General features: G+C 43.1%; 14 protein-coding genes, 1 pseudogene, 1 riboswitch and 1 other annotated feature. Of the genes and pseudogenes, 12 read left to right on the plus strand and 3 right to left on the minus strand.

Features of this window, described 5'->3' with window-relative positions; genetic code table 11:
- Window positions 1-67: 67 nt before the first annotated feature.
- On the plus strand, window positions 68-859 hold the full coding sequence (locus ELQ35_RS02900) for an alpha/beta hydrolase family protein (RefSeq protein WP_126863339.1): 792 nt from the start codon (window positions 68-70) through the stop codon (window positions 857-859).
- Between the two features lie 35 nt (window positions 860-894).
- Window positions 895-1137, plus strand: coding sequence for a DUF2584 domain-containing protein (locus ELQ35_RS02905; RefSeq protein ID WP_126863340.1), 243 nt, complete (start codon window positions 895-897; stop codon window positions 1135-1137).
- Between the two features lie 197 nt (window positions 1138-1334).
- On the opposite strand, the gene pckA is transcribed toward ELQ35_RS02905, so the two are convergent.
- Window positions 1335-2921, minus strand: coding sequence for a phosphoenolpyruvate carboxykinase (ATP) (gene pckA, locus ELQ35_RS02910; protein ID WP_126863341.1), 1587 nt, complete (start codon window positions 2919-2921; stop codon window positions 1335-1337).
- Between the two features lie 253 nt (window positions 2922-3174).
- Window positions 3175-3348, plus strand: a riboswitch (SAM riboswitch).
- Window positions 3349-3618: 270 nt separating this feature from the next.
- Between pckA and metK the strand changes: the two genes are divergently transcribed.
- Window positions 3619-4818, plus strand: a complete 1200-nt coding sequence (gene metK, locus ELQ35_RS02915) for a methionine adenosyltransferase (protein WP_126863342.1) — start codon at window positions 3619-3621, stop codon at window positions 4816-4818.
- A gap of 189 nt (window positions 4819-5007) precedes the next feature.
- Here metK and ELQ35_RS02920 read toward each other — a convergent pair whose 3' ends face one another.
- On the minus strand, window positions 5008-5526 hold the full coding sequence (locus ELQ35_RS02920; protein ID WP_126863396.1) for a gamma carbonic anhydrase: 519 nt from the start codon (window positions 5524-5526) through the stop codon (window positions 5008-5010).
- 198 nt (window positions 5527-5724) lie between these two features.
- On the opposite strand from ELQ35_RS02920, the gene ELQ35_RS02925 reads away from it, so the two are divergent.
- Window positions 5725-6528 (plus strand): alpha/beta hydrolase, encoded by an 804-nt coding sequence (locus ELQ35_RS02925; protein ID WP_126863343.1) that lies wholly within the window; start codon window positions 5725-5727, stop codon window positions 6526-6528.
- Window positions 6529-6542: 14 nt separating this feature from the next.
- Window positions 6543-7637, plus strand: a complete 1095-nt coding sequence (locus ELQ35_RS02930) for a tetraprenyl-beta-curcumene synthase family protein (RefSeq protein WP_126863344.1) — start codon at window positions 6543-6545, stop codon at window positions 7635-7637.
- A 241-nt stretch (window positions 7638-7878) separates the two neighbouring features.
- On the opposite strand, the gene mnmL is transcribed toward ELQ35_RS02930, so the two are convergent.
- The gene (mnmL, locus tag ELQ35_RS02935) at window positions 7879-8841 is read right to left on the minus strand and encodes a tRNA modification radical SAM protein MnmL/YtqA (protein WP_126863345.1); all 963 of its coding nucleotides are present in this window, start codon (window positions 8839-8841) and stop codon (window positions 7879-7881) included.
- Between the two features lie 217 nt (window positions 8842-9058).
- Here mnmL and ELQ35_RS02940 point away from each other — a divergent pair, with 217 nt between their 5' ends.
- From ELQ35_RS02940 to ELQ35_RS02970, 7 genes and pseudogenes are all read left to right on the plus strand, one after another.
- The gene (locus ELQ35_RS02940) at window positions 9059-9322 is read left to right on the plus strand and encodes a YtzC family protein (RefSeq protein ID WP_126863346.1); all 264 of its coding nucleotides are present in this window, start codon (window positions 9059-9061) and stop codon (window positions 9320-9322) included.
- Window positions 9323-9625: 303 nt separating this feature from the next.
- Window positions 9626-9848 (plus strand) — a binding site (T-box leader).
- A 189-nt stretch (window positions 9849-10037) separates the two neighbouring features.
- Window positions 10038-12452 (plus strand): leucine--tRNA ligase, encoded by a 2415-nt coding sequence (leuS, locus tag ELQ35_RS02945; RefSeq protein WP_126863347.1) that lies wholly within the window; start codon window positions 10038-10040, stop codon window positions 12450-12452.
- A 144-nt stretch (window positions 12453-12596) separates the two neighbouring features.
- Window positions 12597-13022, plus strand: coding sequence for a phosphate-starvation-inducible protein PsiE (psiE, locus tag ELQ35_RS02950; protein WP_126863348.1), 426 nt, complete (start codon window positions 12597-12599; stop codon window positions 13020-13022).
- A 92-nt stretch (window positions 13023-13114) separates the two neighbouring features.
- Window positions 13115-13426 (plus strand): rhodanese-like domain-containing protein, encoded by a 312-nt coding sequence (locus ELQ35_RS02955; RefSeq protein ID WP_126863349.1) that lies wholly within the window; start codon window positions 13115-13117, stop codon window positions 13424-13426.
- A 57-nt stretch (window positions 13427-13483) separates the two neighbouring features.
- Window positions 13484-13666, plus strand: coding sequence for a sporulation protein Cse60 (locus ELQ35_RS02960; protein WP_126863350.1), 183 nt, complete (start codon window positions 13484-13486; stop codon window positions 13664-13666).
- 88 nt (window positions 13667-13754) lie between these two features.
- On the plus strand, window positions 13755-14666 hold the full coding sequence (cysK, locus tag ELQ35_RS02965) for a cysteine synthase A (protein ID WP_126863351.1): 912 nt from the start codon (window positions 13755-13757) through the stop codon (window positions 14664-14666).
- 3 nt (window positions 14667-14669) lie between these two features.
- Window positions 14670-15178 (plus strand): annotated as a pseudogene (locus ELQ35_RS02970) (uroporphyrinogen decarboxylase/cobalamine-independent methonine synthase family protein); the annotation flags it as partial.
- Between the last annotated feature and the right edge of the window lie 91 nt (window positions 15179-15269).

Consider the following 15269-nt stretch of genomic DNA (forward strand, 5'->3'; position numbering starts at 1 on the left):
TTCATCCGGGATAAATAGATATATTTGTTTTACAATAAAAGAAAATGCGGTGAAAGGAGAGTTTGGCATGAAGGACGGCACCATCATCGAGAAGCGACGTTTTCCGTCACCTCACCCGGGGATCCACCTATATTCGATCACATATCTTTCACAAGGACTGAAGGTAAAGGGACTGCTTGCAGAGCCTGTTGAAGGCGATGTCCTTGACGGGTTTCTATATTTACGGGGAGGCATAAAAAATGTCGGCAAGGTTCGCCCTGCGAGGATCGTTCAATTTGCGGCCCAGGGATTTATCGTATTCGCGCCTTTTTACCGGGGAAACCAGGGTGGTGAAGGGGATGAGGACTTTGCAGGCGAAGACAGGCACGATGCGATTGCTGCCTATACCTTGCTGGAAAACCACCAAAGGGTCAAATCTGATTCCATCCATGTCTTCGGGTTTTCACGGGGTGGAGTCATGGCTCTGTGGACCGCGATAAACTGTAAAAATGCTGCATCTGTTGTCACCTGGGGAGGAGTCTCTGACATGTTCCTGACATACGTGGAAAGAGAAGACCTAAGAAGGATGATGAAGCGCGTAATCGGAGGAACCCCTAAAAAGTATCCAGAAGAATATGAATATCGCACCCCGTTATTCGAGGCCGACGAATTAGAGGCGCCAATCCTGATCATCCATGGAGTAAAGGACGATAATGTCTCGGTTGAACATGCCTATAGGCTGGAAAAGATACTGAAATCTAAGGATAAGCCGGTAGAGAGCTGGTATTTTGCTGACTTTACCCACTACTTTCCTCCCGCAATAAATCGAAAAGTGGTGGAAGATTTAACACAGTGGATGAAACAGCAAGGGGAAAGATGATACTATAAAGATATCTTATTAAGGAGGCAAGGATTATGGGGATGCCTTTAGAATTAAATACGATGATTGTAACCAAGGGCCGCGAAAAGAGGAAAGAAGAGAATGTTTTTACCTTGACCAAGGATGGCTACCGACTGTACCCGCTGGATATTCCACTGGATGTACGCAAAACGATCCAAAGTGAAACCAACGGGACGGCAACGATTCAAAAGGTGGAGTGGTCGGGCGGCCAGACAGTCATTACATACAAGCTTGTATCGTTGAATTCGACGAACTAAGTAATTACCAGCGGCAGGAATAAGGAAGAAATTGAAAAGTTTCTTCCCTCTTAACACATATCTTGGTCATCTCTCTTTTGATGAAGAAGGCGAATATACTATTCAAATTGACGATGAAAAAGTGGATGTGGATGTTAAGACGAAATAAAAAAAGCCCAAAATCCGAACTTCGGATTTTGGGCTTTCAGAGTTCAAGATTATGCGTTCGGTCCGCCAAGCTCTTCAATTTCGCTTGGAATGTTAGAGAATTTCTTGAAGTTGGCAAGGAACTTGGCTGCAAGATCGTTAGCTTTCGCTTTGTATGCAGCTGTATCTTCCCATGTCTTGCTTGGCTGCAGCACCACATCCGGTACACCTGGCACATGAAGAGGAATTTCCAGGCCAAAGATATCGTCCGTGATCGTTTCCACATTTGATAATTCGCCTTCCAGTGCTGCTTGAATCATTGCCCGTGTATAGGCGAGTTTCATACGGCTTCCAACTCCGTATTCTCCGCCAGTCCAGCCTGTATTGACAAGGTACACCTTCGCACCATGCTGGTCGATTTTTTCCCCGAGCATCTCTGCATAGCGATTTGCAGGGAGCGGCAGGAATGGAGAACCAAAGCATGTAGAGAAAGTAGCTTCGGGAGACGTAACCCCGCGCTCTGTGCCAGCGAGCTTACTGGTGTAACCGCTCAGGAAATGGTACATCGCCTGCTCTTTTGAAAGCTTGCTGATTGGAGGCAGTACGCCAAAAGCATCGGCCGTCAAAAAGATAATTGTATTTGGATGTCCTGCAATGCTTGGATCGACGATGTTATCGATTGCCTGGATTTGATAGGCAGCACGAGTATTCTCGGTTAACGAATTATCATCATAATTAGCGATTCTTGTGTCTTCATCTATCATTACATTTTCAAGCACAGCTCCAAAGCGGATTGCATCGAAAATCTGCGGTTCTTTTTCACGGGATAAGTTGATGCATTTTGCATAGCAGCCGCCTTCGATATTGAATACACCGTAAGAAGACCAGCCGTGTTCATCGTCACCGATTAATTTACGGTTAGGGTCTGCAGATAAAGTGGTTTTGCCAGTTCCAGATAAACCGAAGAATAAGGCAACATCACCTTCCCTGCCTACATTTGCAGAGCAGTGCATCGGCAAGATTCCTTGCTCGGGAAGAAGGTAATTGATGATCGAAAAGATCGATTTTTTCATTTCCCCGGCATATTCAGTACCGCCTATTAAAACAGTGCGGCGTTCGAAAGAAACAATGATGAATGTTTCCGATTTTGTACCGTCAATCGTCGGATCAGCTTTGAAATCCGGGGCTGAAATCACTGTGAATTCAGCCTTATGGCCTCTAAGTTCTTCTTCGTTCGGTCTAATGAATAATTGGTGGGCAAACAAATTGTGCCATGCATATTCGTTAATGATTTGAATTGGCAGGCGGTATTTCTCATCAGCACCGGCAAATCCGTTAAATACAAAGATATCTTCTTTTGCTTTTAAATGATTGATAACCTTATCATATAGGTTTGTGAAAACTTCTTCAGAAATAGGCTGGTTCACCGCGCCCCAATCAATTTTGTCCTTTACGGAAGATTCCTCAACTATATATTTATCTTTGGGGGATCGGCCAGTGTACTTGCCAGTTTCTGCTTTGACTGCCCCTGTTGATGTTAGTACGCCTTCTTTTCGCTTCAATATATTCTCCACTAATTGTGGAACAGAGAGTTGTACATTTACGTTGCTTCCAGCCAATAATCCGTGCAGCTCATTTGAAATGTCAACAGAATTCATATATGTGATACCTTCCTTTATTAAATTTAATTGAATACGATTAGTATAACACATTGATTCAATTAGTCTATACTATTAAAAATAAAATTGTGAATGTTTATCTAACAGTAAAGTGATTTATCCTTTCTAAAAGGGACATGAGATACTGGGGAGAAAAGATAAAACAGTTGGAAGAGGTTGTTAAATGATTGGGAGCAGGAAAAACTAATTGACTTTTTTCGTTATTTTGTTATGATTTTACCTTGTACGGATTCTCTTATCCCGAGTTGGCGGAGGGGACAGGCCCTATGAAACCCGGCAACCTGCCAAAAGAAACCCGTCCGTAAGAAATCGATTGCGGACAAAAGGGATTTTTTCCTTTTAAGGATATGTTTTTGGCGCTGGTGCTAACCTGATGCAAGGCTTTCAAACCCTTGAACGATAAGAGTGAAAGGATAGATGTCAGACAACAAACCTTTCCTCTTTGATTTGGAAAGGTTTTTTGTATACAGTATGTAAAGGAATGGTACATTGGATAGTGTCGTAACTGACTATTCTTTGCTGCATCTATGATCGAAACTTGTAAGGGAATGGGCTCCGTCAAAAATCTTGGTAAAGGAAATGAATCGTCCATCATGCATGGGAAGGTTGGAAACGGCCTGCTGACGTTCATTTATTTCTGTAGCCTAAATCATACTATTTCTAAGGAGGAAATAAGATGTCAAAGAAACGTCGTCTATTTACTTCTGAGTCTGTAACTGAAGGTCATCCGGATAAAATTTGTGACCAGATTTCAGATTCAATTTTAGATGCAATTCTTGCGAAAGATGCAAATGCACGTGTTGCATGCGAAACTTCAGTAACAACAGGCCTTGTGCTTGTAGCGGGAGAAATCACTACTTCTACGTATGTAGACATTCCGAAGATTGTCCGTGAAACAATTGCCGATATCGGCTACACACGTGCAAAATACGGATTTGATGCACAAACCTGCGCTGTATTGACCTCTATCGATGAGCAATCAGCAGATATTGCAATGGGTGTCGACCAGGCGCTCGAAGCACGTGAAGGCCAAATGACCGATGAAGAAATCGAAGCAATCGGAGCGGGGGACCAGGGGTTAATGTTTGGTTTTGCCTGCAACGAAACCAAAGAGCTTATGCCGCTTCCGATTTCATTGGCCCATAAGATTTCACGTCGTCTAGCAGAAGTACGCAAAGAGGAAATCCTTCCTTATCTGCGTCCTGACGGAAAAACACAGGTAACTGTTGAGTATGATGAGAATGATAAGCCAATTCGCATCGATACCATCGTCATTTCCACACAGCACCACGCGGAAATCAGCCTGGAGCAGATCCAGCGCAATTTAAAAGAGCATGTCATCAACCCTGTAGTTCCTGCTGAATTAATTGATGAAAACACAAAGTATTTCATCAACCCGACTGGACGCTTTGTTATCGGCGGTCCGCAAGGTGATGCAGGATTGACAGGCCGTAAGATTATCGTTGACACGTATGGCGGCTATGCACGCCACGGCGGAGGTGCGTTCTCCGGTAAGGATCCGACAAAAGTAGACCGTTCTGCAGCATATGCAGCACGCTATGTGGCTAAAAACATTGTGGCAGCCGGCCTTGCAGATAAAGTGGAAGTCCAGCTTGCTTATGCAATCGGGGTTGCCCAGCCTGTGTCCATTTCCGTTGATACTTTTGGAACGGGAACAGTAAGTGAGGATGTTCTTGTTGAACTGGTTCGCAGTAATTTTGACCTTCGCCCTGCCGGTATCATTAACATGCTGAATCTTCGCCGTCCAATCTACAAGCAAACAGCTGCATACGGACATTTTGGCCGCAGTGACATCGAATTACCATGGGAACGGACAGATAAGGTTGATGCATTGAAAGCACAAGCAGTAAAATAAAGAAGGGCATAGCTATTAAGCTATTTCCAAAAAGTTTATCTGTCGATAATATGAATATAAAATCAAGAAAGAGGACTTACAGCTCATGTAAATCCTCTTTCTTTTATCTTCCATTTTAATAAAGAGCGAAAACGATTATTTTCATTGATGTTACTCATAATAACTATGTTACGGCAAATTGAAAAACATTTATTTGATTTGCTCAGCTTGCTTATAGAATTGCCCTTTCTCGGCATATTCTCGGCAAATTCGTTCCATGTCTTTCTTGTCTTCATCGGTTAACTCACGAACGACTTTTGCGGGCCGGCCAAAGGCAAGGGTGTTGGGAGGAATCACTTTCCCCTGGGAGACAAGGCTGCCTGCACCAATAAATGCCCCTTCACCGATTTCAGCATTATCAAGAATGATCGAGCCCATGCCGATTAATGCCCCTTTTCTGATTTTACAGCTATGCAGGATGACCTGATGGCCGACACTGACTTCGTCTTCAAGAATCAGCGGGTTGTTCGGGCTTTGATGCAATACACTATTGTCCTGGATATTCACTTTATTTCCAATGATGGCTGGGGCGACATCGCCGCGGATGATCGAATTGAACCACAGGCTTGAATATTCGCCGATCTTCACATCACCTGTAACAACGGCATTGTCTGCGATATACGCACTTTCAGCAATCTGAGGTGACTTGTCTTTATAAGGATACATAATCATTTTGAAATCAAATCCTTTCCGAAGTATGTGACTTTCCGGTATTATTTCTAGTATAGCGGTTCGTTGAAATACTTTTTGGCTAGTAAACACTACTCTTATTTTATCGGGAATATAAAACGGTGTAAAATACCTTGCTGCAATGTTAATCCACCACCAGCAAGTTTGGCATCTGAAGAAAGTAAAGGAGGAGTTCCTATGTGGAAATGGGAGGCAGAGGGCAATGCAAAAGCCGTCATTATCATGATTCATGGTGCGATGGAGCACCACGGCCGTTACAAGTGGCTATCCCAGATGTGGCGGTCGGCCGGATACCATGTAATTATGGGAGACCTTCCGGGACAGGGAATGACTACCCGAGCTTTCAGGGGGCATATTGAATCCTTTGATGATTATTTACATGAAGTCAGGCGCTGGATTGACGAAGCCTATCATTTATCGCTGCCGGTATTTTTATTTGGGCATAGCATGGGTGGTCTTATCGCAATCCGGCTTCTGCAAGAAGAAGATTTGGATATAGCGGGAGTCATTCTTTCTTCTCCTTGCTTAGGGCTTGTCACACAGCCGTCGAAGTTGTTGAATGCCCTGTCCCACGGCTTTAATATCGCCTTTCCAAAGTTTAAAATCGATGCGGGACTCATCCCCGAAATCGCAACAAGAAACCTCGACGTGCGTGAAGAAGATTTGAATGATAGCCTGTATGTGACGAAGGTATCGGTCAGATGGTATCGCGAGCTTGTCCATGCGATGAAACAGGCCTTTGAGGATATTCCCCAATTTCAGGATGTACCGCTGCTGGTAATGCAGGGCGGCGATGACCGGATTGTGAGCAAAAAGCCTGTGAGGGAATGGTTCAATTATAATTTGTGCAGTGAAAAGCAGTATAAAGAATGGCCGCATCTATATCATGAAATCTTTAATGAGCCTGAAAGAGACGATGTATTTCAGTATGCATTAGGGTTTGTTGAAAATCGATTGAAGGCGCTAGGATATATCATTTAAGTGAGGTGTAATGAATGTCAGTTCCGACAAACCCTTTGGCATTGATGAAAAATGTCTATCGGGATATATTTCCGATTGTGCATGAAGAACTTATGTTATGGACGAAAAGAGCGGAAACTATACCTGATCAGGAGTTAAGGAAACAGGCGATGGACAGTATTTCTTCCAAAACGTTCCATTGTGAGGGAGGTTCAATCCTGGCATTGGTCGCTGAGGAAAAGAGAGCGGATGCGATTCGTTTTATTGTTGCCTATCAAACAATCAGTGATTACCTAGATAATTTATGCGACAGAAGTACTTCACTCGATCCGGAAGATTTTAAAGCACTGCATGAATCAATGCATCATTCACTCGATATTGATGCTGTGCAAACTAATTATTACCGTTACCGTGCTGAACAGGATGATGGAGGATATTTGCGTGATTTAGTGGGCACCTGCCAGTCCGTCTTACAGAAGATATCCAATTATCCAGTCATCTTACCCTATCTAAAAGAACTGTGTTCCTATTATTGTGATTTGCAAGTTCATAAACATGTAACGGTAGATGAAAGAATTCCGCGGCTTCAATCGTGGTTTGACACCTACAAAGAAAAACTGCCGACAATGTCATGGTATGAATTCTCGGCATGTTCAGGTTCTACGCTCGGAATTTTCTGTCTCGTTTCCTACAGCTTAAGGGAGGATTTCGAGGCTAATTATGCGGACATAATACGAGAAGGATATTTTCCCTACATACAAGGCCTCCATATTTTACTGGATTATCTGATTGACCAGGAGGAAGATAAGGACGGCGGGGATTTGAACTTCTGCTTTTATTACAAAAATGATGAAGAGCTATTTGAACGTTTTTCTCATTTTGTTAAAAAATCTGACCAGTATGCAAGGAAGCTGCCGCATAAGCGTTTCCATCAATTAATCCACAGGGGGCTGTTAGGGCTGTATTTGTCGGATGATAAAGTGAAAACGCAGAAAGGCGTGAAATTATTGGCGAAAAGGTTGATCCGTTTCGGCGGTTTCGAATCGATCTTTTTCTATTTTAACGGTAGGGCTTACCGGAATCTGAAGAAGAGGAAGCCTGGTGGATTATCTTTATCAGGAGTTAAGTAATGGGATTTTGCATGCGTATTGTCACTGGTTTATTTGTAACGTCGCTACTTTTTAATATTGTTACCAAATCTTCATCTTGGCGCAGCTAAGTTTCGTAAAGGCCGCATTTCATTTTTTCCGGATGGACATTGAATATAATGAATAAAAAAGGAGTCTGCTTTCACGTTTGGAAAGCAGACTCTTTTTGAATTATCGTTTTTTCGATAGCAATAATAAAAGGGGGATGATTTACCTGGTTCATTTAAACTTCCATTGCCTGCTTGCTGTAATGTTTTCCCTGCCAGCTATTTCGTCTTTTTAATTCGGCATCAATCGCATTGAGAACTTCCCATTTATTAACGCTCCACATTGGTCCAACCATAAGCTCGATAGGGCCATCTCCGGTAATTCTATGGATGATCATTTCAGGCGGAATGATTTCAAGCTGGTCGCATACAAGGGATATATAATCTTCAAAGGACAAGAATGAAAGCAGCCCTTTTTCGTATTGTTTCACCATTGGAGTCCCTTTTAGAAGATGCAGGAGATGTATTTTAATCCCCTGGACATCAAGCTTGGCGACCTGACTTGCCGTTTCCATCATCATTTCATAAGATTCGAGCGGCAGCCCGTTAATGATATGGGAGCAGACGCGGATGCCTTTGCTTCGGAGTTTATTTACCCCTTCCACATAACACTCGAAATCATGGGCCCGATTAATCAGCATCGCCGTTCTTTCGTGAACAGTCTGCAAGCCAAGCTCGACCCATAAATACGTACGCTGATTCAGTTCTGCAAGATACTCGACAACATCATCAGGAAGGCAGTCGGGACGGGTTGCAATCGATAGTCCGATAACTCCTTCCTGTTTTAAGACCGTTTCATATTTCTCCTTGAGTTCTGCAAGCGGAGCATGTGTATTGGTGAAAGCCTGAAAATAGGCCATATACTTGCCGTCTTTCCACTTCTGGTGCATTTTGCCGCTGATTTTTTTAAATTGTGTCTCCAAGTCTTCAGCCCTGTTGCCGGCAAAGTCCCCAGAACCGGCCGCGCTGCAAAACGTACAGCCACCGTGGGCAACCGTACCGTCACGGTTAGGGCAGTCAAAACCGCCGTCAAGGGCAACTTTAAAAACTTTATGTCCAAACTCGTGGCGCAGATGATAATTCCAGGTATGATATCGTTTATCATCGTTGGCATATATAAACGGGTTTGTCTGATTCAAATCAGAAACCTCCTTTTAGAGCTATTGGCAGTAAATCTTCAGCCTGCAATTACACAAGATAAACCGTATTTTATCATGAAAGCAGGGCTTCCTCCAAATGTATTTATTACTGGAGAGATTTGGTCTGGTGTGTATCTGATATTCTACACGTAATTAGACAAAACTAAATAAGATGATGGATATCATCTATACTTGGCTACGGAAGGAGAGGATTCTATTGGCAACAAGACAGTCGGTTGAGAATTGCATCCAGCAGTGCGAAGATGCTCTCCGTACCGCACTTGATCAGTACAGGGAAGCATCGACCCAGGAGCATGTGAATGACATGGAATTTACAAACTCACAACAAGAGATAGAAAACGCGATTAATACGGTTGAAACGATATCCAACAGCGCCAACCCCCAGCAAAGAGAGCAGCTAATTAGAATGTTGCTTCAGCTCCAACAAATGCAGAATAACTTGACTTTCCTAAACCGCTGAGAACAAAATCAACAGTTACTGATCCGGATATCGCATACAGAATCGATATTTGGATCGGTTTTTTAATAATTAGAATCCACCTAATCTTATCAAAAGTTTAGTATTATAAGGATGAAAGAAAAAGTATTTCAGGCAAATATGCTTAAAGAAAAAAATTGTTTTGATGCTAAATAACATAAAAAAGGGCACTTTTCTTTCCGAGACTGCATATATAAATGAAAACCTGACGATAATCTTAACGAACCGCTATTGCTTTTATGAATAAAATTTACTAGAATACCTATATATAATTAAATATTTGCAAAAATGATGATGACAAGGAGCAGTAACGATTAGAGCCTGTATAGAGAGTTGGCGGGGGTGCAAGCCAACCGGGATTGATCGTGAACTCGCCTTTGAGTTTCAGGCATGAAGCAAAGTAATGCTTGACGCAGTGTCCACGTTACGGATAATGAGCAGGGCGATATAACAGTCGCCAATTTGGGTGGTACCGCGGGAAGGAATACATAATCCTCTCGTCCCTTTTTTGGGATGAGGGGTTTTTTATTGTTGAAAGCTTTGTCGATATGAACTAGTGTCTAGCTACAGCGCCCAGCTGCTTGTGGCCATAAGCCATCCCGCTCTGGAAATCAGGATTTCCCCCAGCGGCGTGTCTTATGCCTGTCGCGGTTGAACAGGCTGCTTTTGCTTTTCTAGGAATTAGGAGGAAAAGGTTATGAGTTTCAATCATTGGAAAATTGAGAAAAAGTGGCAAAAATATTGGGAAGATCATAAGTTGTTCAAAACGAATGAGGATAGCGATAAAAGCAAATTTTATGCGCTTGATATGTTTCCGTACCCATCAGGTGCAGGCCTGCATGTTGGGCATCCGGAAGGCTATACGGCAAGCGATATTTTGTCCCGCATGAAGCGGATGCAAGGCTATAAAGTGCTTCATCCGATGGGCTGGGATGCGTTCGGTCTGCCGGCAGAGCAATATGCTCTGGACACAGGAAATGACCCGGCTGAATTCACAGAGAAGAATATCAATACGTTCAGGCGCCAGATTAAATCCCTCGGTTTCTCTTATGATTGGGACCGTGAAGTCAATACGACCGATCCGGACTACTATAAGTGGACGCAATGGATTTTCTTGAAACTTTATGAAAAGGGACTCGCTTATATCGATGAAGTACCTGTAAATTGGTGCCCCGCGCTTGGAACCGTGTTAGCAAACGAAGAAGTCATTGACGGAAAAAGTGAGCGCGGCGGCCACCCTGTTGAACGCCGTCCGATGAAGCAATGGATGCTTAAGATCACGGCGTATGCAGATCGTTTAATCGATGACCTGGAAGAGGTTGATTGGCCAGAAAATATTAAAGACATGCAAAGAAACTGGATCGGGCGTTCTGCAGGCGCTGAAGTAACGTTTGCAATCGATGGGCATGATGACACATTTACTGTCTTCACTACCCGCCCGGACACATTATTCGGCGCGACATATGCCGTCCTTTCACCTGAACATCCTTTTGTCGATAAAATTACAACTTCCGCTCAAAAAGAAGCGGTTGAGGCTTATATCGATGAAGTAAAAAATAAAAGCGATCTTGAAAGAACGGACTTAGCGAAGGATAAAACCGGCGCATTTACTGGAGCATACGCGGTCAATCCGGTAAACGGCGAAAAAATGCCAATCTGGATTGCGGATTACGTGCTAATGAGTTATGGAACAGGTGCAATCATGGCAGTTCCAGCCCACGATGAGCGTGACTATGAATTTGCACAAAAATTCGGCCTTAAGATCAGAGAAGTTGTTGCGGGCGGTAACATTGAAGAGGAAGCTTACGCGGGCGACGGCAAGCACGTTAATTCTGATTTCCTTGATGGAATGGGTAAAGAAGAAGCAATTAAAACAATGATTGAGTGGGTAGCTGAAAAAGGCATCGGCCAAAAGAAAATCACGTATCGCCTGCGCGATTGGCTCTTCAGCCGCCAGCGTTACTGGGGTGAGCCAATTCCAATCGTTCACTGGGAAGATGGCAGTGTCGAAACCGTAAGTGAAGCAGAACTTCCCGTGCTTCTGCCAAAGACGACGGAAATCAAACCGTCCGGCACAGGGGAATCTCCACTTGCAAACATCACTGACTGGGTGAACGTAACAGACGAAAACGGCCGCAAAGGGCGCCGTGAGACAAATACAATGCCGCAATGGGCAGGCAGCAGCTGGTACTTCCTGCGTTACATTGATCCGAAAAACGAGGAGACAATTGCCGATTTTGAAAAGTTAAAAGAATGGCTCCCAGCCGACATCTATATCGGCGGAGCGGAGCATGCAGTGCTTCATTTATTGTATGCACGCTTCTGGCATAAATTTTTATTCGATATGGGTGTGGTACCTACGAAAGAGCCGTTCCAAAAGCTCTTTAACCAGGGGATGATCCTTGGGGAAAATAACGAAAAAATGAGCAAGTCAAAAGGCAATGTTGTAAACCCCGATCAAGTGGTCACCAGTCATGGAGCCGATACTCTTCGCATGTATGAAATGTTCATGGGGCCTTTAGATGCTTCCATCGCTTGGTCCGAAAACGGTCTGGATGGCTCCCGCCGCTTCCTTGACCGCGTATGGCGCCTGCTTGTGGACGATGATGGTTCGCTTTCTTCGAGGATTGTCGACCATGATGACAGCGGCAAGCTGGAAAAAGTGTATCACCAGACCGTTAAAAAGGTTACAGAGAACTATGAAGACCTGAAGTTTAATACAGCCATTTCACAGCTAATGGTATTCATTAATGATGCGTATAAAGCGGATACGCTTCCTAAGGCGTACATCGAAGGCTTCACGAAGATGCTGTCTCCGGTAGCGCCTCATATAACCGAAGAGATCTGGGAAAAGCTTGGACACACGGAGAGCATTACGTACGAAACATGGCCGGCTTATGATGAAGCAAAGCTTATCGATAATGAAGTGGAAATCGTTCTTCAAGTCAATGGCAAGGTCAAGACGAAATTAATGGTGCCGACTGATATTACAAAAGAAAAGCTGGAAGAAATTGCGATGGGTGATGACACGATCAAAGAACAAATTGACGGTAAAACCGTCCGAAAGGTCATTGCAGTACCCGGCAAGCTAGTCAACATCGTTGCTAACTAACATAGACATACTTCTTGATACACCACTAATATGAGTGGTGTATTTTTTGTGCGACGGGCAGCCGCACTTTATGCAGTCCTCTACACTGAATGAATCGTTAATGGTTGGAGTACGATACCAAAGGAAGGAATGGGAGGAAGATTGATGATAGAACAAAATAAAAACAAAGAACTGAATATAAGGCTATCGGTAATTCTGCAGTTCGCTTTAAATACAGCCTTGGTTTTACTTGCGGCTACCTTATGTGTATTACTTGGAAAAGAAATCATCTATTTCATTCGATTTTCTATTTTTGAACCAGGGGTTGAGGTTCATTACAAGCTGCTTGAAAGGATTTTGATTTTCTTTTTGTATTTCGAATTCATCGCTATGATCGTAAAATATTTTCAGGAGAATTATCACTTCCCGATGCGCTACTTTCTGTATATTGGCATAACGGCAATGATCCGTCTTATTATTGTATATCATGATAATCCAGTCCATACCCTTTTGTATACCTGCGCCGTTCTCGTGTTAGTTATCAGTTTCTATATTATGAATTCTGCAACAGCACGAAAGGGAAAATTATAGTTACACACACCGGTAAAAAGTAAAAGAGTTTGGTTGGAGCGGCTCTTATTGGTATAATGAAAGGACTATAATGTAAAATATGAGGTGCCAATATGGAAGAGTTAAAAACCATTACTACGGATGAATTAGAGGAAAAGCTTGAGGCAGGGGAAGAGCTAGAATTAGTGGATGTTCGCGAAGATGATGAAGTCCAACATGGAATGATTGAAGGGGCAAAGCACATCCGCATGAGCGAAATTCCCGAAAATCTTGAATACTTTGATAAAGACAAGGAATACATTTTCATCTGCCGATCCGGAGGGAGAAGCCAGAACGTCTGTTATTACCTTCAGGATCAAGGTTATAAAGTGCGCAATATGGCCGGCGGCATGATGAACTGGAACGGTGAAGTGATTGTAAAGTAACTGTATAAAATTTATAAAAACAGGCAACCCTGTTCCTAAAAAGGGCAGGGGAAAGCCATGATACAAGTAAAGCTGTTTGATTATGAGCATGAAAAAGACTTAGAGGAAGAAATGAATTTGTTTCTTGAAGATATCCGTGATAATCAGATTGTCGATATCAAATATAATATTGCGGCAACCGCTGAGGAAGAAGAGGAGCAAATTTACTGTTTCAGTGCGATGGTTGTTTATAAAAAGTAAGCCCTTTATCGGGTTCCATCAAGGGAACATTTCAATACTTGCGATTGAAATGTTTTTCTTTTATTTAATAATGGAGGTTGGCTTTTAAATGAAGGTTGTCAATAATATCACAGATCTAATCGGGGAAACACCAGTCGTCCGGCTCAACAAGTTGGTCCCTGAACATGCAGCAGAGGTTTATGTAAAACTTGAAATGTTTAATCCTTCAGGAAGTGTAAAGGATCGTGCTGCCAATCATATGATCCGGGTTGCCGAGGTAGAGGGATTACTTAAACCGGGAGATACGATCATTGAGCCGACCAGCGGCAATACGGGAATTGGTTTAGCCATGACTGCCGCGGCAAAGGGCTATCGTGCGATTTTGGTTATGCCCGACAATATGACAAAAGAGAGAATCAATATTTTAAAAGCATATGGTGCGGAGGTTGTATTGACGCCAAGCGAAAATAAGATGCCTGGATCCATCGAAAAAGCATTGGAGTTGCAACGTGAAATTCCCGGAAGTTTCATCCCGCAGCAATTTGAAAACGAGGCAAATTCTGATATTCACCGGAGTACAACAGCACTTGAGATCTTCGACCAAATGGACGGCCGGCTTGATGCTTTTGTAGCCACTGCCGGTACAGGAGGAACCATTACCGGCACTGGGGAGACTTTAAAAGACAAGATTCCTGGTTTATATATTGCAGTTGTTGAACCTGCGGGATCTCCCGTATTATCGGGAGGTAAACCAGGTGCCCATAAACTGGTTGGTACAAGCCCCGGATTTGTCCCGAATATATTAAATACAGAAATATACGATGAAATCATTCAAATAGCCGATGAAGAAGCAGTCGATACATTTAAAAGATTGGCAAGCGAGGAAGGAATATTTGTCGGACCTTCTGCGGGTGCTGCGGTATTCGCGGCCATCCAGGTTGCAAAACGGTTAGGTAAAGGCAAAAGAGTCCTTTGTATTGCACCAGACACAGGGGAGCGTTATTTGAGTATGAATTTATAAGTAATTCCGTTCAGTGATGGTGCATATTCAAGGGATGAATTAATAGATTTAGCATTGCGAGTAATAAACGGTGTTTTAGAAGGGAAACCTGAGGATTTAGTCGTGACGACACACCTATGCCGTGGAAACTATCAATCAACTTGGGCGTTTGAAGGAAGTTATTCACTTATCGCGCCAACATTACTAGCAAAAGAAAAAGCAGATGGATTCTTCTTAGAATATGATGATGAACGTTCAGGAGATTTTAAACCGTTAGAATATATTCCGAGTGGCGGTGCGCAAGTCGTCCTAGGTATCGTAACATCGAAAAGTGGTGAAATAGAAGACAAAGAAACAATCAAAGCACGCATTAAAGAAGCGTCACAATATGTGCCGCTAGAACAATTGTGTTTAAGCGCACAATGTGGATTCGCTTCAACTCACCATGGTAATATGGTAATAAGCTAACGGAAGAACAACAATGGGGCAAACTGAAATTTATCGTCGATGTAGCAAAAGAAGTTTGGGGATAACCAACCTATTAAGTTAATAAAAAAGAGCAAAGCTTATCCAAAGCTTTGCTCTTTTTTGCGCTTGGCAGCGCCTCGTTTGATAAGTGACAAA

This window comes from Peribacillus cavernae, from assembly GCF_003989135.1.
Taxonomy (GTDB): Bacteria; Bacillota; Bacilli; order Bacillales; family DSM-1321; genus Peribacillus; species Peribacillus cavernae.

Bases quoted from the DNA above. Each gene is read 5' to 3' on its own strand.
- ELQ35_RS02900 (WP_126863339.1), top strand. From the start codon at position 68: ATGAAGGACGGCACCATCATCGAGAAGCGACGTTTTCCGTCACCTCAC.
- ELQ35_RS02905 (WP_126863340.1), top strand. From the start codon at position 895: ATGGGGATGCCTTTAGAATTAAATACGATGATTGTAACCAAGGGCCGC.
- pckA (WP_126863341.1), bottom strand. From the start codon at position 2,921: ATGAATTCTGTTGACATTTCAAATGAGCTGCACGGATTATTGGCTGGA.
- metK (WP_126863342.1), top strand. From the start codon at position 3,619: ATGTCAAAGAAACGTCGTCTATTTACTTCTGAGTCTGTAACTGAAGGT.
- ELQ35_RS02925 (WP_126863343.1), top strand. From the start codon at position 5,725: ATGTGGAAATGGGAGGCAGAGGGCAATGCAAAAGCCGTCATTATCATG.
- ELQ35_RS02930 (WP_126863344.1), top strand. From the start codon at position 6,543: ATGTCAGTTCCGACAAACCCTTTGGCATTGATGAAAAATGTCTATCGG.
- leuS (WP_126863347.1), top strand. From the start codon at position 10,038: ATGAGTTTCAATCATTGGAAAATTGAGAAAAAGTGGCAAAAATATTGG.
- psiE (WP_126863348.1), top strand. From the start codon at position 12,597: ATGATAGAACAAAATAAAAACAAAGAACTGAATATAAGGCTATCGGTA.
- ELQ35_RS02955 (WP_126863349.1), top strand. From the start codon at position 13,115: ATGGAAGAGTTAAAAACCATTACTACGGATGAATTAGAGGAAAAGCTT.
- ELQ35_RS02960 (WP_126863350.1), top strand. From the start codon at position 13,484: ATGATACAAGTAAAGCTGTTTGATTATGAGCATGAAAAAGACTTAGAG.
- cysK (WP_126863351.1), top strand. From the start codon at position 13,755: ATGAAGGTTGTCAATAATATCACAGATCTAATCGGGGAAACACCAGTC.